The sequence below is a fragment of the Rhodoferax sp. genome (assembly GCF_039922535.1).
Classification (GTDB): Bacteria; Pseudomonadota; Gammaproteobacteria; order Burkholderiales; family Burkholderiaceae_C; genus Rhodoferax_B.
On sequence record NZ_JBDTEM010000495.1, the window covers coordinates 1 to 19,329 of the forward strand.

Consider the following 19,329-nt stretch of genomic DNA (forward strand, 5'->3'; position numbering starts at 1 on the left):
TGGACATTGCGCTACCTGGCCCCCGCCATGCCTTGCGCGCCCAATTCGATACGCTGTGCGCCAGTGCCGGCGTGAGTCCCAAGCTGCGGGCCGAGGTAGACGACATGGCCATGCTGCGTTTGATTGCCCGCGACAGTGGTTGGCTCACCGTGCTGCCCGAGGTGGTGGTGCAGGATGAACTGCAGGCCGGAATTCTCGTCGCCGTGGGCCACTCCACGGCGCTGCAGGAGCGCTTCTACGCCATCACCACACCGCACCGGCATCGCATCGAATTGCTGGAGCAATTGCTGGTCGGTACGCCCCAAACCTAATCGCTCATCGCGGTAGCAACGCTGGTGATGCAGGCTTTAGCGGCGCTATTAAATGCGTAGCTGCTAGCGCAGTATTAATATACGCCAGCAGCCTTTTTTATATACAAAAAGTCACACATTCCACCTGTGGCAAACTCTCGCCCCTTGCCCTATTGAGTTCCCGTTCATGCAGAAAATCATCCGCCAGCTCGCCCTCGAAATCAAAGCCCGAGAAGAACAGATCCGCGCCGCCGTAGAGCTGCTCGACGGCGGGGCCACCGTGCCGTTTATTGCCCGCTACCGCAAGGAAGTGACCGGTGGGTTGGACGACATCCAGCTGCGCGAGCTCGAAACCCGCCTCGGCTACCTGCGCGAACTGGAAGACCGGCGCGAATCGATTGTGAAAAGCATCGAAGAGCAGGGCAAGATGACCGACGCACTGCGTGCCGCCTTGTTGACCGCCAGCACCAAGCAGGAGCTGGAAGACCTGTACCTGCCGTTCAAGACCAAGCGCCGCACCAAGGGCCAGATCGCCCGTGAAAACGGTGTTGAGCCGCTGGCCGACCAGCTGTTTGCGAACCCTGCGCTGGTACCTGCCGACGAGGCACAGTCATTCGTCAAGGCCGAAAAGGGCGAAAACGGCGACGACTTCACCACTGTGCAGGCCGTGCTGGACGGCGTGCGTGACATCCTCAGCGAACGCTGGGCCGAAGATGCGGGCCTGATCCAGAACCTGCGTGGCTGGCTGTGGAATGAAGGCCTGCTGCGCAGCAAGCTGGCCGCCGGCAAAGACGAGAACAACCCCGACATCGCCAAGTTCCGCGATTACTTTGACTACGACGAGCCGATTGGCCGCGTGCCGTCGCACCGTGCGCTGGCGGTTTTCCGGGGCCGTGGGCTGGAGATGCTGGACGCGAAACTGGTACTGCCGGTGGAACCCGAGCCTGGCAAGCCTTCGCTGGCCGAAGGCCGCATCGCCATCCACCTGGGCTGGAGCCACCAGAGCCGCCCGGCCGATGACCTGATCCGCAAGTGCGTTGCCTGGACCTGGCGCGTCAAGCTCAGCCTGTCCACCGAGCGCGACCTGTTCGCCAAGCTGCGCGAAGACGCTGAAAAAGTGGCGATCAAGGTGTTTGCCGACAATCTGCGCGATCTGCTGCTGGCCGCACCGGCCGGTCCGCGCGTGGTGCTGGGGCTGGACCCTGGCATCCGCACCGGCGTGAAGGTGGCCGTGGTGGACACCACCGGCAAACTGGTGGAAACCGCCACCGTCTTTCCGCACGAGCCGCGCAAGGACTGGGAAGGTTCGCTGCACACCCTGGCTAAGCTGTGCATCAAGCACGGCGTGAACCTGATCGCCATCGGCAACGGCACGGCCAGCCGCGAAACCGACAAGCTGGCGGCTGATTTGATGAAGCTGCTGGAGAAACACGTGGATCCGAACGCGCCAGCCAAGACCGCGATGCAGCGCGTAGTGGTCAGCGAGGCGGGTGCGTCGGTGTATTCGGCCAGCGAATTTGCTTCGCAAGAAATGCCCGATGTGGACGTGAGCCTGCGCGGCGCCGCCAGCATCGCCCGGCGCCTGCAAGACCCGCTGGCCGAGCTGGTGAAGATCGACCCCAAATCCATCGGCGTAGGTCAGTACCAGCACGACGTGAGCCAGAACGACCTGGCGCGCAGCCTGGACGCCGTGGTGGAAGACTGCGTGAACTCGGTGGGTGTGGACCTGAACACCGCCAGCGTACCGCTGCTGACGCGGGTGTCGGGCCTGTCGGCCACGGTGGCGAAGGCGGTGGTGCGCTGGCGCGAAGCCAACGGCGCATTCAAAAATCGCAAACAGTTGATGGAGGTGAGCGGCCTGGGCGCCAAGACTTTCGAGCAGAGCGCGGGCTTTTTGCGCATCCGCGGCGGCGACAACCCGCTGGACATGACCGGCGTGCATCCCGAAACCTATCCGCTGGTGCAAGACATCATCAAAGTGACGGCCAAACCGGTGACCGAGCTGATGGGCCGCGCCGACATGCTCAAAACCCTGCGGCCCGAGCTGTTTGCGAATGAAAAATTTGGCGTGATCACCGTCAAGGACATCATTGCAGAGCTGGAAAAGCCCGGCCGTGACCCGCGCCCGGACTTCAAGGTGGCCCGCTTTAACGACGGCGTAGAAGACATCAAGGATTTGGTCGAAGGCATGGTCTTGGAGGGTACGGTGAGCAACGTGGCCGCTTTCGGCGCGTTTGTGGACCTGGGCGTGCACCAAGACGGCCTGGTGCATGTGAGCCAGCTCAGCCACAAGTTCACCACCGATGCCCGCGAAGTGGTCAAGACCGGCGACATCGTCAAAGTGCGCGTGGTAGAGGTGGATGTGGCGCGCAAGCGCATTGCGCTCAGCATGAAGCTGGGCGAAGCCACGGCCCGCCGCGATGCGCCCCGTGACAACCGCTTTGAAGGCGCAGCGCGCGGCCAACAGCAGCCCCGGCGCAACGATGGCCCACCGGCCCAGTCCGCCATGGCCTCGGCCTTCGCCAAATTGCAAGGCGGAAGGTAGCCCGTACACCTGCGTTCGACTGCCTGAGAGGGGCCGGGCGGAGGGTTATTTGCCTTACCATGCACCATCCCCCCACGCCAGGAATCCGCCCCATGGAGTTAAACGAACTGCTTGCTTCCGAAGCGGCGCTGCCCAGCATCCCGAAAGCGGTGGCGCTGCTGCTCAGCGAGCTGGCGCGGCCCGAGCCCGATTTGCGCAAGCTGGGCCAGTTGATCGGCACCGACCCGGCCTTGACCACCCGGCTGCTGACGCTGGCCAACTCGGCCATGTTCCAGCTATCGCGCAAGGTCAGCAGCATCCCTGAAGCGCTGGCGATTCTGGGTATTGACCACCTGCGCAGCCTGGCCCAGGCTGCGGCACTGGGCCTGAGCTTTCGCACCGTGCCGGGGGTCAATTTGCAGCATTTCTGGCGCTACAGCCTGAATGTGGCCAAGCTGGCACGGGCCCTGGCGGGCACGGTGCGGCAAAACCCGGCCACGGCATTCACGGCCGGGCTGGTGCATGCCGTGGGCGAGCTGGTCATGCACATGGGCATGCCGGTGGATATGGCGGCGCTCAACCAACAACTATCGCCCTTGGACCTGCGCCGTGCCCGCATGGAAATCCGCCGCCTGGGTTTTTGCTACGCCGATGTGGGGGCGGGTTTTGCCCGCAAATGGCAGTTTCCCGACCGCATCGTGGATGCCCTGCAGTGCCAGGTTGCGCCGTTTGACGACGGCGTGTACGAACCGCTGGCTGGCGTGGTCCATCTGGCCGCCTGGCGGGCCCGCGCCAAAGAGGTGGAGCTGGATGAAAACGGCTTGGCCGTCAGCTACCCCGGCGAGGTGGGGCTGGCGCTGGGGCTGGATATCGACATGGTGCTGCAGCAAGACCCGTTGGACTGGTCGGCCAAAACCGACCTGGGGGCCTTTGTCTAATTTGCTATTATAAATATAGCTGTCTGCGCTTGTTTCGTATGTTCTAGAGGCCTAAAAGGCTTTTTATTGCAGGAGCCCCTGGTTGCTTACGTCAGGGTGCCAAATTGCGACGTACGGTCTTGCGGGCCTTGCTCCTGGATTTGCAGCGACAGGTCGTACAGCTTGGATTTGCCTGCGATGTAGCGGTCCAGACGCCATTCTTTCAGGATATCTAGCGCCAGATCAAAGCGGTCCAGGTCCAGCGCGTACAGTTTTTCCAGCGGAAACGGCTCGGTCGACTCCAGCGTCAAGACCAGTTGGGCCAGGGTGCGGGCAGCTTCACTTCCAGGGTGTTTGGCGATGTATTTTTGGGCTTCTTTGATGGCGTTCATGAGGCAGTCCTTTGGGTGGCAGGGGAAACCCCTTATTGGACCCGACGCAGTGCCGCATACCGTGACCGTTTGATTTCAGAAATGTGACAGCACGGCAAAGGCATGGCAGGCGCTGCCCAACACGACAAAGCCGTGCCACACCGCGTGTGCATACTGCCAGCGCCCGTCCAGCGCAAAAAACACCACCCCCGCCGTGTAGGCTACGCCCCCGGCCACCAGCCACGCCAGCCCCTGCGCCGACAAATGCCCCACCAGCGGCACAGCGGCCACCAGTACCAGCCAGCCCATCGCCACGTAAAGCCCAGTGGACAGCCAGGGATGCGACAAACGGCCCAGCAGCTTCAGGGCCGTGCCCGCAATGGCCAGCAGCCATACCATCGCAAACAGCGTCCAACCCCACAGACCCGACACCGCACTCAGCGCAAACGGCGTGTAGCTGCCCGCGATAAAGAAATAAATCGCCCCGTAGTCCACCTGCAGCCAGAGCTGTTTGGTCCGCCCGACAGGCAGCGCGTGGTACAGCGTAGACGACAGGTACAGCAGCAACATGGTCGCCGCAAACACGGCGGTGCCCAGCAGATGCGGCCCCGCTGCCAGCAGCAAAAACGGCAGGCCCACCAGCGCCGCCGCCAGTGCAATGCCGTGGCTTAGGGTGTTGGCGATTTCTTCGCCCCGGCTTTGTGGGCGCTCCTGGATGGGCATGGTCTTGGCTATTTCGATAAAGCGCGTAGTAGAAAAGATTTTGGTGGCAAAACCGTGACATGGGGCCGTTACGATGGCGCCCCATGCATTCCAAATCCCACGCCCCACTCACCCCTGCCATGGCCGGTGTCTTGCAGCGCATGGCCCGCGCGCGCCGCACACCCATGCATCTGCTCACGCCCCAGCAAGCCCGTGATGCCTATGAAATCGGTGCGGCCATGCTGGAAGTGCCCAAGGCCCCCCTGGCGCGGGTGGACAACTTCACGATTCTGGCCCGCGACGGCTTTGCGCTGCCCGCCCGGCGGTATGCGCCATCCTTTGAGGCCTTGCCCACCTTGCTCTACCTACACGGCGGCGGCTTCATGATCGGCAGCATCAATACCCACGACATCCTGTGCCGCGAACTCAGCCGCTTGAGCGGCTGCGCCGTGGTGGCGCTGGGCTACCGTATGTCGCCTGAGCACCGCTTTCCCACTGCGGTGGAAGATGCCTGGGACGCGTTGGCCTGGCTGGCGGCGCAGCCCGAGTCCAAGGGGGTCGCAGTGGGCGGTGACAGTGCTGGCGGCACGTTGGCTACCGTCTGCGCCATCCTGGCGCGCGATACCCAGTTGCCGCTGGCCCTGCAAATGCTGTTCTACCCCGGCTGTGCGGCCCATGCCGATACGCCGTCGCACATGCGCTTTGGCAGCGGTTATTTGCTAGACCAGGCGCAAATCCAGTTCTACTTCAGCAGCTACCTACCGCAGGCCGCCGACTACACCGACTGGCGCTTCGCCCCGCTGGAGGCCCCCGACGTGGACGGCGTGGCCCCCGCCTGGTTCGGCCTGGCCGAATGCGACCCGCTGGTGGACGAGGGCGTGCTGTACGCCGACAAGCTGCGGCTGGCCGGTGTGCCGGTCGATCTGGAAATTTACCGCGGCGTGACCCACGAATTCATCAAAATGGGCCGCGCTATCCCTGAAGCCAAGCAGGCCCATCTCGCCGCCGCACAGGCGCTCCGCAACGCATTTAATTTATGAACATTTTGACTGCCGGTCCTACGGCTTCTAGGCAACGAAGGTTCACTGCAAGGGACTGTGCAGACCCGCACCGTCCGTCACGCAAAACCGCCGGGAGGGGTCAGAGCCCAAATGCGGGTTTTGACGGCTCTGCCACCGCATTGATGGAGTGCGCAATTGGGATCTGACCCCACCCGGCTCACCGTAGGCTCCTGGGCCGACCTGGGCCCCGCCGCATCGCAAGTACGGACTGCCGTGTTCGTACTCGAGCAAAACATTCCCGCCGAACTGGAATGGGACGTGGCCGACCACACCGCCGTGCATGCCGTCATCTACAACCCGGCTGGCGAACCCGTGGCCACCGGACGGCTGCTGGTGCACGCGCCGGGTGTGGGGCGCATCGGGCGCATGGCGGTGTTATCCAGCCTGCGCGGCAGCGGCCTGGGCCAGCAAGTGCTAGAGGCCTTGGTGCAAGCGGCGCGGGCGCGGGGCGACAAAGAGGTATGCCTGCATGCCCAAACCAGCGCGCAGGGGTTTTACGAGCGGCTGGGATTCAGCCCACGCGGCGATGTGTACGCGGAAGTGGGCATTCCGCACATCGAGATGGCTTTAAATATCAGCTAACAACTCGTAGGGCAGGGGCAGCAGTGTCAAAACAGCTCCGTTTACTGTCAGGGTCCCATCCTGCATCGCCGCAATCTGCAGCGACACAATCGCGTCCCAGCCGCCGTCGGGGGCCGCAGCAGCCTGCACCACCACACCGCAGGGTTGCTCGACATCGGCGGAATGGAAGACCTCTTGCCCGGCGACCAACTCCACCTCGGCATGCACGATGGCCGCACGCCGCTTCAGCGTGCCGCGAAACTGGCTTCGGGCCACGATCTCCTGGCCGGGGTAGCAGCCTTTTTTGAAGTTCACGCCGCCCACCGACTCGTAGTTCAGCATCTGCGGCACCAGGGCTTCAAATATCGGCGTGGACACGGTGGCGATGCCGCTGCGCACGTCCGTCCACTGCCATAAATCGTTGCTCAGCGCCGGGCCTGCGGGCGCGGGACTACCGGCAGAGGCAATCACCATCGCGCGCGACTGTCCGTCGGCGGGGTAGAGGGCGATGGTGGTGGTGTCGTTAACCGTGGCGGTGGTCCAGGCGGGCTGGGCTGGGCCGCCAACCACGCCGTACAGCGCAAAGTCGGCCGTTGCGTCCGTCAGCTTGGCCTGGGCTCGCATCACGAACATGCTCAGTCGCTTGAGCGTGGCGGCCAGCAGGTCGCGGTGGCAGACCAGCAAGATTTCGGTCGGGCTCCGTTTGAAACCAATAAAGCTGGCCTGCATGCGGCCTTTGGCGTTGCAAAACGCGGCCAGACGGGCTTCGGCCTGGCCCAGCAGGGCGAAGTCTTGCGTCAGCTGGCCGTGCAGAAATTTGGCGGCATCGGCACCTTCGGCGCGAATGATGCCCAGGTGGGTGAGGGGGGCAGTGCCCGTCAAAGAATAGGTCATGGCCTGAATTATCATCGCCGCTTGTTATCTATGAGGCTTGTAAGGCTGTGCGTCGTCTGATCTTGGTTTTGCTGTTGGTAGCGGGTGTGGGCGGCGGCGCGGCATGGTGGTGGTTACACCAGCCGCTGGCCCTGGCCGCGCCGTCGCTGGATTTGTCGATCGAGCCTGGCACCGGCGCGCGCGGCGTGGCACAGGCGGCAGTGGATGCGGGGGTGCAAACCTCGCCAGCGCTGCTGTATGCCTGGTTTCGTGCCTCGGGCAACGCCCGCCAGATCAAGGCCGGCAGCTATGAAATTACCAGCGGTACCACGCCCCTGAGTCTGCTGGAAAAGCTGGTACGCGGCGATGAGGCGCTGCGTGCGGTGACGCTGGTAGAGGGCTGGAACTTCACCCAAGTGCGCGCTGCGCTATCCAAAGCAGAGCAGCTTAGGCCCGACAGCAAAGCGCTGGGCAATGATTCCATCATGGCCGCGCTGGGCCGCCCCGGTGTGCACCCCGAGGGCCGCTTTTTCCCCGACACCTATACCTATTCCAAGGGCAGCAGCGACTTTGCGGTACTCAAGCGTGCCATGCACGCCATGGACAAAAAGCTGGCGGCCGCTTGGGCGCTGCGCCAGCCCACCACCCAGGTGAAAACCCCCGAAGAGGCCCTGACCCTGGCCAGCATCATTGAAAAAGAAACCGGCCAGTCGGGCGACCGCAGCCTGGTGGCGGGCGTGTTCAACAACCGGCTGCGCATCGGCATGCCGCTGCAAACCGACCCCACCGTCATCTACGGCCTGGGGGCCGACTTCGATGGCAACCTGCGCAAGCGCGACCTGCAAGCCGACACGCCTTACAACACCTACCTGCGCCGGGGCCTGCCGCCCACGCCGATTGCCATGCCCGGTACCCAGTCGCTGCTGGCAGCAGTGCAGCCCGCCGCCACCACCGCCCTGTACTTTGTGGCGCGCGGTGACGGCACCAGCCAGTTCAGCAGCAACCTGGACGAACACAACACCGCCGTGAACAAATTTCAGCGCAAAAAATGAACTACCCCGGCATCTTTATCAGCTTTGAAGGCATAGACGGTGCGGGCAAGTCCAGCCATATTGCCGCCGTGGCCGCGGCCTTCCAGGCGCAGGGCCGGGTGGTCACACTCACCCGCGAACCCGGCGGCACGCCGCTGGCCGAGAAACTTCGGGCCATGGTGCTCAACGACCCCATGGACCCGCTGACCGAGGCCTTGCTGGTCTTCGCCGCCCGGCGCGACCACCTGCAGAACGTGATCGAACCTGCGCTGGCGCGCGGCGAGGTGCTGGTCTGCGACCGCTTCACCGATGCCACCTTTGCCTACCAGGGCGGTGGCCGGGGCTTCGATTTGGGGGTGCTATCACATTTAGAGCTGTATGTGCAGGCGGTACCTGCGCTAGGTGCCAATTTTGTTCGCAACCCAGATATAACGCTGTGGTTCGACCTACCGCCTGCAGTGGCCGCCGAGCGCTTGGCCGGGGCCCGCTTGCCCGACCGGTTTGAGTCCCAACCCGCCGCCTTTTTTGCCCGCGTGGCCGACGGCTATGCCCAGCGCGCCGCCCAGGCTCCGGCCCGGTTTGCGCGCATCGCCGCCGATGTAGAACGCGACGCGGTGTGGCAGCAGATCCACGCCGTGCTGGTGCAGCGCGGCTGGCTGGGCAGCGTATGAGCAATCCCGTCTTGCCCCCCTGGGTGGCGCAGCAGCGCGACAGCCTGCTGGCCCAGCGCGGCCACGCCTGGCTGCTGCAAGGCCCCAGCGGCCTGGGCCAGTACAGCCTGGCGATGGAGCTGGTGCGTGCTTGGCTATGCGATGCACCTACCTCGCAGGGTGCCTGCGGCCAATGCGCCAGTTGCCACGCCATTGACGTGCACGGCCATGCCGACCTGTGCCTGCTGATGCCCGAGGCCATGATGGTCGAGCTGGGCTGGCCGCTGAGCGAAAAGGCCCAGAGCGATATCGACGACAAAAAGCGCAAGGCCAGCAAAGAGATTCGTGTGGATGCCATGCGCGATGCGGTCGAGTTTTCGCAACGCACCAGTGGCCGGGGCCGGGGCAAGGCGGTGCTGGTGTACCCAGCCGAGCGCATGAACCACATTACGGCCAACGCCCTGCTCAAAACCCTTGAAGAGCCGCCGGGTGACGTGAAGTTTGTGTTGGCTACCGGAGCCGCCCACCAGCTGCTGCCCACCATCCGCAGCCGCTGCATGGGCCACAACATGGTCTGGCCCGAACAGGACGTCGCTACTGCCTGGCTGCAGGCGCAGGGCGTGCCCGATGCCGATGCCCCGGTGCTGCTGGCCGCCGCGGGTAGCCGCCCGGAAGATGCCCTGCAATGGGCCCGCGCCGGGCGCACTGCGCAAAGCTGGTCGGCCATTCCCCGCGCCGTAGGGCAGGGGGTGTTGACCGTGTTTGCCGACTGGGCACCGGCCCAGGTGGTGGATGCGCTGCAAAAGCTCTGCCACGATCTGCTGCTGGTCCGCGTGGGTGCCGCGCCCCGTTTTTTTGCGGCCAGTGATTTGTCCAAACCTCCACCGCTGGCCGCGCTGACCCAGTGGTCCAAAGACCTGAACGCTACCGCCCGGGTGGTGGAGCATCCGTTTAATGCGGGGCTGCTGCTGGAATCGCTGGTGGGTCGGGCCCAAAACGTCCTAAACTCGCGGCCATGAGCAGCAACCATTCCTCACCCCGCCCCAGCGTCATCCAACTGGCCATCAAGGAAAAAGGTGCGTTGCACGCGGCCTACATTCCGATGTTCACCGAAGGCGGCCTGTTCATTGCCACCGCCCGTGACTACCAGTTGGGCGACGATGTGTATGTGCTGTTGTCCCTGCCAGACGATCCACAGCGCTACCCCATCGCCGGGCGAGTCGCCTGGGTCACACCCGCCCGCGCGGCGGGCAACCGTACCCAGGGTGTGGGCATCCAGTTTCCGAAAGAGGAAAAAGCCCGTGTGCTGAAGTTGAAGATTGAAGAAATCTTGGGCGCGCACCTCGCTTCAGACCGGCCTACCCAAACGATTTAGTTTTTCTCCGCGCTCCAGCGCGCCGCTATGTTTACCGATTCCCACTGCCATCTCAGCATGCCCAATTTGGTCGTGCAACTCCCCGCCATCCGCACCGCGATGGCCGAAGCCCAGGTCACCCGCGCGCTGTGCATCTGCACCACGCTGGAAGAATTTGCCGAGGTGCATGCCCTGGCCACCGGCTATGACAACTTCTGGGCCACCGTGGGCGTGCACCCCGACAACGACGACGTGCAAGAACCCACGCTAGAGGATTTGCTGCAGCGCTCGGCCTTGCCCCGCGTGGTCGCCATTGGTGAAACCGGGCTGGACTACTACCGCCTGGGCGAGCGCACCGTGGCCGACATGGAATGGCAGCGGATGCGCTTTCGCACCCATATCCGCGCCGCCCGCCAGGTGGCCAAGCCGCTGGTGATCCACACCCGCAGCGCCTCGGATGACACCATCGCCATCCTGCAGGAGGAGGGCGAGGACGGTTCCCCAGGCAGCGCCGGGGGCGTGTTCCACTGCTTCACCGAGACCCAGGCCGTGGCCCGCGCCGCGCTGGACCTGGGTTTTTACATTTCCTTCTCGGGCATTTTGACCTTCAAGACTGCCCAAGACATCCGCGACGTGGCCGCCTTTGTGCCCATGGACCGCCTGCTGATCGAGACCGATAGCCCATACCTCGCGCCCATGCCGTTCCGTGGCAAGACCAATACGCCTGCCTATGTGCCCTACGTGGCCCAGCAGGTGGCGGCCATCAAAAATATCTCGGTAGAAGAGGTGGCGCACACCACCAGCGCCAATTTTGACCGCCTGTTCAGCGGAGTTTTATCGTGATAAAGAACTTTAAAAAGGCCATCTACCTTTTTGTTTTAATAGGATTTAGTGCCGCGCAGGCTGGCTCGTTTGACGATTTTTTCACTGCCATCCAGCGTGACAACGGCGGCGAGATCCAGTCGCTGCTGCAGCGCGGTTTTGACGGCAATACCACCGATGCCCAGGGCCGCTCCGGCCTGTACCTGGCGCTGAAAGGCGAAAACTTCAAAGCCACCAATGCCTTGCTGGCCTGGCCGGGCATCAAGACCGAGACCCGCACCGCCCAGGACGAGAGTCCGCTGATGATCGCCGCGCTGGAGGGGCAACTGGACATCTGCACCCAACTCATCGCCAAGAACGCAGATGTCAACAAGACCGGCTGGACCCCGCTGCACTACGCTGCCAGCCGGGGCCATCTGGACGTGATCCGGCTGCTGCTGGACAACTACGCCTTCATTGACGCAGCGTCTCCCAATGGCACGACCCCCCTGATGATGGCCGCGCAGTACGGCAGCGATGATGCCGTCAAGCTGCTGCTGGACGAAGGCGCTGACCCGCTGCTGAAAAACCAGAAAAACCTCACCGCCATCGACTTTGCCCAAAAAGCCGATCGGCCAGCCACGGTGGAACTGGTGTCCAACGCCGTGCGCGCCCGCAAGCCCAAGGGGACTTGGTAGTTACATTGCCAGCGCGATAGCCGCCATCAGCACCATGCCCACATCTTCGATGATGGTCACGGTGGACATGGGCAGCTGGAACACCGTGCCCAGGCAGGCACAGCGGATGCTGCGCTTGTCCAGCACCGCACCAATCACGCCGATGGCCGAGAAACCCATCACCACCAGCGTCACCGCGTTGGTCAGCAACGGCTGCACGTTGGCCAGATACGCCACGCCCAGCGCCAGCTCCACAAACGGGTAGATGCTGCCCCAGGGCCGCCAGCGCCGCGCCAACAGGTCGTAGCCCGCGTAGGCATCGGCAAACGCGGGCACGTCCAGCAGCTTGAAGAACGAAAACACCAAAAAGAACCCTGCCATGAAGTAGCGCATGGTTTCCATGCCGCTGGCCCGCGCGCCCTGCACCAGCAGGCTAGCGCCCAGGATGTAGGCCAGTATCAGCAGCAGCGGGCGGTAGGTAGCGAACCAACCGGGAGCCATATCGGGTGGTGGCTGCACCACGGCGGGTGCTAGCACGCTGTAGTGGCTGCCAGCCAGCGCGGCTTGCAGGGTCGCTACATCGGCAGGGCCTGGCACGGTGGCCTGGGGTGGTTTCAGTTGCACTTGCACGCCAGGGACGACGGCTTCCAGTTTGGCTTGCACGCGTTTGACGCAGCCGCCGCAGGTCATGCCGGTGATTTCAAAGGTAGTCATAGTGTGTTTAATCTGAGTGTGTATCGGTTTTCAGCTTGGCATGGCGCAGGCGCAGTGCGTTGGTGATGACGGAGGCCGAGCTCAGGCTCATGGCCAAGGCCGCCACCATCGGCGACAGCAGCCAGCCGGTCCAGGGAAACAGCACGCCTGCGGCCAGTGGCACGCCCAGCGCGTTGTAGACAAAGGCAAAACCCAGGTTCTGCCGCATATTGGCCATGGTGGCATCAGACAAGGCCCGCGCCGTGGCGATGCCGCGTAAATCGCCTTTGACCAAGGTCACCTGGGCGCTGTGCATCGCCACATCGGTGCCGGTGCCCATGGCGATGCCCACGTCGGCCTGGGCTAGCGCCGGGGCATCGTTGATGCCGTCGCCCGCCATGGCCACTTTGAGGCCTTCTTTTTGCAGCCGCACGACCAGGGCCAGCTTGTCGGCGGGCTGGACTTCGCCATACACCTCGGTAATGCCGAGCTGCTGGGCCACTGCCTGCGCGGTGCCCACGCCGTCGCCGCTGGCCATCACGATGCGGATGCCCGCTGCGGTGAGGGCGGCCAGGGCTTCGGCCGTGCTGGCCTTAATGGGGTCGGCCACGGCCAACAGTCCGGCCAACTGGCCATCCACCGCCAGGTAGATGACGCTAGCACCTTGGGTGCGCAAAGCCTCGGCCTGCTTTTCCAGCCCAGTCACCGGTACGCCCATTTGTTGCATCAGCGTGGTGTTGCCCAGCGCCAGATTGCGCCCTTCCACTTTGCCTTGTACGCCGATACCGCTGCCCGAGGTAAACCCTTCGACCGGTGATAAGCTGAGGTTTTGTGCGCGGGCCGCACGGACGATGGCATCTGCCAGCGGGTGCTCGCTGCCCTGGTCCAGACTGGCGGCAAGCCGCAACACGCCGTCGGTATCAAAGCCCGCCAGGGCCAGGGCGCTATGGAACACCGGTTTGCCTTCGGTCAGCGTACCGGTTTTATCCACGATCAAGCAGTCAATCTTGCGAAAATTTTCAATGGCAGCGGCATCGCGGAACAGCACGCCCTGGGTGGCACCGCGCCCGGTGGCCACCATGATGGACATGGGGGTGGCCAGGCCCAGCGCGCAGGGGCAGGCAATGATGAGCACGGCCACCGCGTTGATCAGGCCGTAGCTCCAGCTGGGCGCGGGGCCAAAGATGCCCCAGGCGAACAGGGTCAACACAGCGATAGAGACGACGGTGAACACAAAGTAGCTTGCCACCGTATCGGCCATGCGCTGCATCGGCGCTTTGGAGCGCTGGGCTTGCACCACCATCTGCACGATTTGCGCGAGCATGGTGCCCGAGCCCACCCGCTCGGCCTGCATGGTGAGCGCGCCCGTGGTGTTGAGGGTGGCCCCAATCAGCTTATCGCCGCTGCGCTTGGTCACGGGCATGGGTTCGCCGGTGAGCATGGACTCGTCCACCGCACTGCTGCCGTCCAGGACCAAACCATCCACCGGCACTTTTTCACCTGGGCGCACGCGCAGGCGGTCGCCGATGTGCACATGGGTGAGCGGGATGTCGGCTTCACTGCCGTCGTCGGCGATACGGCGGGCGGTTTTGGGCGCCAGGCCCAGCAGCGATTTGATGGCAGCCGAAGTCTGCGAGCGGGCCTTCAGCTCCAGTAACTGGCCCAGTAACGTGAGCGAGATGATCGTCGCCGCCGCCTCAAAGTACACCGCCACCCGGCCCATGGACATGAACGATGCCGGAAACACCTGCGGAGCCAGCGTGGCCACCAGGCTGTAGACAAAGGCTGCGCCCGTACCCAGGCTGATCAGCGTCCACATATTCGGGCTGCGGTTGCGCAGCGACTGCCAGCCGCGCGCAAAAAAAGGCGCACCCGCCCACAGCACCACCGGCAGGCTCAGTCCCAGCTCGATCCAGCTTTGCACCTGCATGTCAAACCATTGCAGGCGGTGCCCCAGCATGGCGAGCAGCATCACCGCCACGCTGAGCGGCAGGGTCCACAAGAAGCGGCGCCGGAAATCCACCAGTTCGGGGTTTTCGGTCTCGTCCAGGCTGGGCATTTCGGGCTCTAGCGCCATGCCGCAGTGGGGGCAGCTGCCTGGGTGGTCTTGTCGCACCTCGGGGTGCATGGGGCAGGTGTAGATGGCCCCGGCTACCTGGACTTGCGGGCCGGCTTCAGGCGGGGCCAGGTACTTCTGCGGGTCAGCAGCAAACTTGGTTTTGCAACCTGCGCTACAGAAATAATAGCCAATACCCAAATAGGTATGGGCGTGGGCAGACTGTTCGGTCACAGTCATGCCACAGACTGGGTCTTTCATGGAGGCTCCTTTGCAAACTCTGTGGGTGGAGCATAAACTCCGTAGTCAACCCCAGAGTCAAGTTTTTTTTACAAAGGTTTTTATGGATTCGGTCGCTAATGCCTCCCTGACCATCGGCAAGCTGGCCAAAGCCGCCAGGGTCGGGGTGGAAACCATCCGCTACTACCAGCAGCGCGGCCTGCTGCCGGTGCCAGAGTCCCGCGGGGCTTACCGCTACTACCCGACGGCGCTGGGCCAGCGCATCCGCTTTATCAAGCGCGCGCAGGAACTGGGTTTTTCGCTGGACGAAGTTGCCGAACTACTGTCTCTGGAAGACGGCCTGGACCGCCAGGCCATCCGCCAGATTGCGGGCCAGCGGCTGGAGGAAATTCGCACCCGGCTGGCCGACCTGCAGCGCATGCAACAGGCGCTATCGCATTTGATTGAGGCCTGCACGCACACCGACCACGAGCTGCCGTGCCCGATCATCGCGACGCTGGCGGCAGACTCTCATTAAATTGAGGGTTGGCGTGCGGTGATTCGCAGCGCCTCCTCTACCTTGATGGCAAGGTCAAAAAACTTAAAGAAAATAGCTTCCAGCGCAGGTGGATCCTGCGCTGGAAGCTATGGTTTTGATAGCTTTTGACTCAATGCCCGCTGTGTGAGCCCGCGCCGGGTTTGCGCACCTGCAGGGCACCCGTAGGTAGCTTTTCGGCAGGACGTGCAGGTTCTGCCAAGCTGCCCGTCCATTCAAACGCCTGTGTGCCCGCTGGCTGTGCATAAGCACCGGGGTCACTGTAGTCGCCCGGCTTCTGGTCTTTGCGCACTTTGAGGGTGGTGAACATGCCCCCCATCTCCATCGGGCCGTAGGGGCCGGTGCCGGTCGCCATGGGCAGGGTCTGTTCGGGGATGGGCATCTGCATCGCGCCCATGTCGGCCATGCCGCGCTCGCCCATCTGCATGTAGCCGGGCACGAGTTTCTGGATTTTTTGCACCAGGCCCCGGTGGTCCACGCCCACCATGTTGGGCACGCTGTGGCCCATGGGATTCATGGTGTGGTGGCTTTTGTGGCAATGCAGGGCCCAGTCGCCGGGCTCATTGGCCAGAAACTCGATCTGCCGCATCTGGCCGACCGCGATGTCAGTGGTCACCTCGGGCCAGCGGGCGCTGGACGGAACCGCACCACCATCGGTACCGGTAACCCTAAATTCATGGCCGTGCAGGTGGATGGGGTGGTTGGTCATCGTCAGGTTGCCCACGCGGATGCGCACCTGGTCGCCCTGGCGCACGTTCAGGGTGTCGATACCGGGGAAGGCGCGGCTGTTCCAGGTCCACAGGTTCTGGTCCAGCATGGTGTTGGGACGGGGAGTGGTGCTGCCGGGGGCGATGTCATAGGCGTTCAGCAGAAAGCAGAAGTCGCGCTGGACTTCGGCGATGGCCGACGTTGGGGCTTTGGGGTGGGTCACCCAAAAGCCCATCATGCCCATCGCCATTTGCAGCATTTCGTCCGCGTGCGGGTGGTACATGAAGGTGCCGGGACGGCGCGCCTCAAATTCGTAGACAAAGGTTTTGCCTACCGGAATCTGTGGCTGCGTCAGCCCGCCCACACCGTCCATGCCGTTGGGCAGGCGCTGGCCGTGCCAGTGGACGGTGGTGTGCTCTGGCAGGCGGTTGGTGACGAAGATGCGCACGCGGTCTCCTTCCACTACTTCGATGGTGGGGCCGGGCGACTGGCCGTTGTAGCCCCACAGCGTGGCCTGCATGCCAGGGGCGATTTCGCGCACCACGGGTTCGGCCACCAGGTGGAATTCTTTCACGCCCGCGTTCATGCGCCAGGGGCAGGTCCAGCCGTTGAGGGTGACCACCGGGTTGTACGGGCGGCCATTGGGCGGGACCAGCGGCGGTGCGGTGGCGGGCGTGGTGGCGATGACGGGTTCGGGCAGGGCGGCCAGAGCGACTTTGCTAACGCTGGCAGCGGCCACGGCCGAAAAGGCGGCTCCGCCGAAGAAGGTTCTGCGGTCCATATTATTTCCTTTGGAGTGTGAGCGTTTGGGCCGTTTGCAAGTCCGCATCGGCCAGCCAGAAGTCGCGCTGGGCTTCGATGGCGCTGTTCACGCTGAGAGACTGCTGGCGGGTCTCGGCCAGGAGTTCCCACACGCTGGCCAGCATGCCGTTGTAGCGCAGCACTAGTTCCTCCACGAGGAGTTTGCGCAGCGGCACGATGTCATCGCGGTAGTGCACGGCCAGGTCGAACGCCGTGCGGTAGGCGAAGTAGGCCTCGCGTGTTTCGGAGCGGGACTGGGCTGGCAGCACCCGCAGGTCGGCGGCGCGGGGCAGGTCGGGCAGGTGGTCGGGCAGTGCAAAGTCGGATGCGGCCCCGTCCATGCCCATCTGGCGGATGAGTTGTTCGCGGGTGCTGAAGGCGGTGTTGTTTGCGCGGGCGAGTTGGGCTGTGGCATCGGCCAACATGAGTTGCTCGCGGGCCTGTTCCAAACTGCTCCAGTTGCCCACTTGCGCCATGCGCCGAGCCAGTTCGGCCCCGGCCTCCGCCGCATCTTTTGCGTCGCGCACAAACAGTGCAGCTTGCTGGGCGGCAACGGCGTGGATCCAGGCTTTGCGGGTGTCCGCCGCTGACTGGCTGGGATGGTTCTGGCGGGCTATTGCCACAGCGTCCTCGATGGCCAAGACTGGAAGGTGGATGTTGGTGGATGGCACCCTGTTGGCGTGGGGCATTTCTGCCTCCAAAGCTTTCTGGGCGACATCGGCATTGGCGCGCCTCCAGTCCAGCGACTGGCTTTCCATCCCAGTGGGGGTGTCGGCAAACACCGAGCGGTAGGGTCCGGCGGGACTTTGTGCCCACGCAGCTACACACACCAGCACACTGGCGCTGAATAATAAATTTCTCAAAATGATCTCCTGAACGAAACACGCTGCGTCCGTAACGCTGCCGGTTCAGGCAGATTGCGGACGGACTACGGCTAGGACGTTCAGGAAATGGGGGGTTTCAGCGCAAACGCGGCGGGCGCGCTGGCGAACCGGGCGTGGCCGGTGGCGGGCTGGGCGTGACCCAGCCACAGCGGTGAGGGCAAAGCCCACGGGGCCGGTGCGGCCACGGTATGGCACATCTGGCACAGCGGGCAGGTGCCGCAGTGCGATGTGCTGCCATCGGTCGCATGTTCGGCTGACTCGGCATGGCCAGGGCAGGGAGCATGGTCGGCCTGCATTTCTACATAAAAATGGCTGCTGGCGCTAGTGTCCTCTGCGCTGCTAGCTATATTTTGAATAGCATTTGACTGCTGTGCCAACATCTCCATGGCCATCGCCTCGCCCACCCAGCCGCGCAAGGGCAGCAGGGCGATCATGAGGATGAGGAAAAAGCGGCGCATGGAGAAGCTGATAGCCGGTGTCTGGAAAGGTTCCCGCTTAGCGGCGCATTCCCAGTGGCAAATGCTGGTGGCCTCCTTGGCCGCCCAGATTGAACACGGCAACCACCTGCACCAGATCATGGGCCTGGTTTTTCAGGCTGCTGGCGGCGGCGGCCATTTCCTCGACCAGGGCTGCATTTTGCTGCGTGGCCTGGTCCATCTGGGTCACGGCTTCGCCGATCTGGGCCACGCCCAGCGACTGCTCGTTGCTGGCGGCGCTGATCTCGCCCATGATGTCGGTCACCCGGCGGATGGAGCTGACCACCTCGGTCATGGTTACGCCCGCCTGGTCGACCAGCACAGTGCCTTGCTCAACCCGCTCCACGCTGGCGCCGATTAGGCTCTTGATTTCTTTGGCAGCCTGGGCCGAACGGCCCGCCAGGCTGCGCACTTCGCTGGCCACCACCGCAAAACCCCGGCCCTGTTCGCCCGCGCGGGCGGCTTCCACAGCAGCATTCAGCGCCAGGATGTTGGTCTGGAAAGCAATGCCGTCAATCACCTGGATGATGTCCGAGATCTTGCGCGAGGATTCGTTGATGCCCTTCATGGTCTCGACCACTTGGCCTACCACCTGCCCGCCCTGGATGGCGACGCTGGAGGCGCTCAGTGCCAACTGGTTGGCCTGGCGGGCGTTGTCGGCGTTTTGCTTGACGGTGGAGCTCAGTTCCTCCATGGATGCGGCGGTTTGCTCCAGGGCGCTGGCCTGGCTCTCGGTACGGGCGCTCAGGTCGTTGTTGCCCTCGGCAATCTCGGCGCTGGCAGTAGAGACGCTTTCCGAGCCGGAGCGCACATTCGACACCACCTGCACCAGGTTGGTCTGCATGCTTTGCAGGCTGGACAGCAGTTGGCCCAATTCGTCGGTGCGCTGGTTGTCGATACGGGCAGTCAGGTCGCCAGCGGCCACTTGCCGGGCTACGGCGCTAGCCTGTGCCAAAGGCCCAGTAATCGAGCCAGACAGCAGCCAGGCAATGGTGACACTCAGCGCGAGGCTGATGACCCCTAACACCACCATCAGGTTGCGGCTGGCCGCAAAGTTGTCCTGGATGGTCTTGGCCTGGTTGTCGATGTCTTGGCGCTGGTAGTTCAGCAGCTCTTCCATCTTG

21 protein-coding genes are annotated in these 19,329 nt (G+C 63.7%); 12 read left to right on the forward strand and 9 right to left on the reverse strand.

The genetic code is table 11. The features are described 5' to 3' along the window. The 3 genes from ABI213_RS23060 to ABI213_RS23070 all read left to right on the forward strand — a co-directional run. Positions 1-311 (forward strand): LysR substrate-binding domain-containing protein (locus ABI213_RS23060; RefSeq protein WP_348028853.1); only part of this gene is annotated, 311 nt, incomplete at its 5' end. Positions 312-477: 166 nt separating this feature from the next. Further along, positions 478-2,835: a Tex family protein gene (locus tag ABI213_RS23065; RefSeq protein ID WP_348006613.1), complete on the forward strand. Its 2,358-nt coding sequence runs from the start codon at positions 478-480 to the stop codon at positions 2,833-2,835. 92 nt (positions 2,836-2,927) lie between these two features. Beyond that, a complete protein-coding gene (locus tag ABI213_RS23070; RefSeq protein WP_348006614.1) occupies positions 2,928-3,752 on the forward strand; it encodes an HDOD domain-containing protein in 825 nt (274 codons plus the stop codon). A gap of 86 nt (positions 3,753-3,838) precedes the next feature. Here ABI213_RS23070 and ABI213_RS23075 read toward each other — a convergent pair whose 3' ends face one another. Together ABI213_RS23075 and ABI213_RS23080 are read right to left on the reverse strand one after the other, a co-directional pair. Further along, entirely contained in the window at positions 3,839-4,123 is a 285-nt protein-coding gene (locus ABI213_RS23075) for a hypothetical protein (RefSeq protein WP_348006615.1), read from the reverse strand. Between the two features lie 75 nt (positions 4,124-4,198). Beyond that, a complete protein-coding gene (locus ABI213_RS23080) occupies positions 4,199-4,825 on the reverse strand; it encodes a hemolysin III family protein (protein ID WP_348006616.1) in 627 nt (208 codons plus the stop codon). 83 nt (positions 4,826-4,908) lie between these two features. Here ABI213_RS23080 and ABI213_RS23085 point away from each other — a divergent pair, with 83 nt between their 5' ends. Both ABI213_RS23085 and ABI213_RS23090 read left to right on the forward strand, forming a co-directional pair. After that, positions 4,909-5,844, forward strand: coding sequence for an alpha/beta hydrolase (locus ABI213_RS23085; protein ID WP_348006617.1), 936 nt, complete (start codon positions 4,909-4,911; stop codon positions 5,842-5,844). Positions 5,845-6,000: 156 nt separating this feature from the next. After that, positions 6,001-6,447 (forward strand): GNAT family N-acetyltransferase, encoded by a 447-nt coding sequence (locus ABI213_RS23090; protein WP_348006618.1) that lies wholly within the window; start codon positions 6,001-6,003, stop codon positions 6,445-6,447. Here the strand turns inward: ABI213_RS23090 and ABI213_RS23095 are convergent. Further along, positions 6,433-7,320 (reverse strand): folate-binding protein, encoded by an 888-nt coding sequence (locus tag ABI213_RS23095; RefSeq protein ID WP_348006619.1) that lies wholly within the window; start codon positions 7,318-7,320, stop codon positions 6,433-6,435. The two genes, ABI213_RS23090 and ABI213_RS23095, sit on opposite strands and share 15 nt — an antisense overlap. A gap of 47 nt (positions 7,321-7,367) precedes the next feature. On the opposite strand from ABI213_RS23095, the gene mltG reads away from it, so the two are divergent. From mltG to ABI213_RS23125, 6 genes are read left to right on the forward strand one after another with little or no spacing between them, the layout of a single operon-like run. Next, entirely contained in the window at positions 7,368-8,351 is a 984-nt protein-coding gene (gene mltG / locus ABI213_RS23100) for an endolytic transglycosylase MltG (protein ID WP_348028855.1), read from the forward strand. Further along, positions 8,348-9,001, forward strand: a complete 654-nt coding sequence (tmk, locus tag ABI213_RS23105; protein ID WP_348006621.1) for a dTMP kinase — start codon at positions 8,348-8,350, stop codon at positions 8,999-9,001. The genes mltG and tmk overlap by 4 nt, the downstream gene beginning before the upstream one ends. Next, positions 8,998-9,999 carry a DNA polymerase III subunit delta' gene (locus ABI213_RS23110; protein ID WP_348006622.1) on the forward strand — a complete coding sequence of 334 codons (1,002 nt, stop codon included), beginning with the start codon at positions 8,998-9,000 and terminating at the stop codon, positions 9,997-9,999. Before tmk ends, ABI213_RS23110 begins: the two co-directional genes overlap by 4 nt. Further along, complete coding sequence (locus tag ABI213_RS23115; protein WP_348006623.1) at positions 9,996-10,355, forward strand: PilZ domain-containing protein; 360 nt, start codon at positions 9,996-9,998, stop codon at positions 10,353-10,355. Before ABI213_RS23110 ends, ABI213_RS23115 begins: the two co-directional genes overlap by 4 nt. 27 nt (positions 10,356-10,382) lie before the next feature. Then, on the forward strand, positions 10,383-11,177 hold the full coding sequence (locus tag ABI213_RS23120) for a TatD family hydrolase (RefSeq protein ID WP_348006624.1): 795 nt from the start codon (positions 10,383-10,385) through the stop codon (positions 11,175-11,177). Continuing rightward, positions 11,174-11,833 (forward strand): ankyrin repeat domain-containing protein, encoded by a 660-nt coding sequence (locus ABI213_RS23125; protein ID WP_348006625.1) that lies wholly within the window; start codon positions 11,174-11,176, stop codon positions 11,831-11,833. Before ABI213_RS23120 ends, ABI213_RS23125 begins: the two co-directional genes overlap by 4 nt. On the opposite strand, the gene ABI213_RS23130 is transcribed toward ABI213_RS23125, so the two are convergent. After that, positions 11,834-12,526: a heavy metal-associated domain-containing protein gene (locus ABI213_RS23130; protein WP_348006626.1), complete on the reverse strand. Its 693-nt coding sequence runs from the start codon at positions 12,524-12,526 to the stop codon at positions 11,834-11,836. Positions 12,527-12,533: 7 nt separating this feature from the next. Next, the gene (locus ABI213_RS23135) at positions 12,534-14,822 is read right to left on the reverse strand and encodes a heavy metal translocating P-type ATPase (protein WP_348006627.1); all 2,289 of its coding nucleotides are present in this window, start codon (positions 14,820-14,822) and stop codon (positions 12,534-12,536) included. 82 nt (positions 14,823-14,904) lie between these two features. On the opposite strand from ABI213_RS23135, the gene ABI213_RS23140 reads away from it, so the two are divergent. Next, positions 14,905-15,318: a MerR family transcriptional regulator gene (locus ABI213_RS23140; RefSeq protein WP_348006628.1), complete on the forward strand. Its 414-nt coding sequence runs from the start codon at positions 14,905-14,907 to the stop codon at positions 15,316-15,318. Positions 15,319-15,448: 130 nt separating this feature from the next. Here ABI213_RS23140 and ABI213_RS23145 read toward each other — a convergent pair whose 3' ends face one another. From ABI213_RS23145 to ABI213_RS23160, 4 genes are all read right to left on the reverse strand, one after another. Beyond that, a complete protein-coding gene (locus ABI213_RS23145) occupies positions 15,449-16,825 on the reverse strand; it encodes a copper oxidase (protein ID WP_348006629.1) in 1,377 nt (458 codons plus the stop codon). 1 nt (position 16,826) lies between these two features. Next, entirely contained in the window at positions 16,827-17,708 is an 882-nt protein-coding gene (locus ABI213_RS23150; RefSeq protein ID WP_348006630.1) for a hypothetical protein, read from the reverse strand. An 80-nt stretch (positions 17,709-17,788) separates the two neighbouring features. After that, entirely contained in the window at positions 17,789-18,187 is a 399-nt protein-coding gene (locus ABI213_RS23155) for a DUF2946 family protein (protein ID WP_348006631.1), read from the reverse strand. 37 nt (positions 18,188-18,224) lie between these two features. Next, positions 18,225-19,329: methyl-accepting chemotaxis protein (locus tag ABI213_RS23160; protein ID WP_348028857.1), on the reverse strand; the 1,105-nt coding region annotated here is incomplete at its 5' end.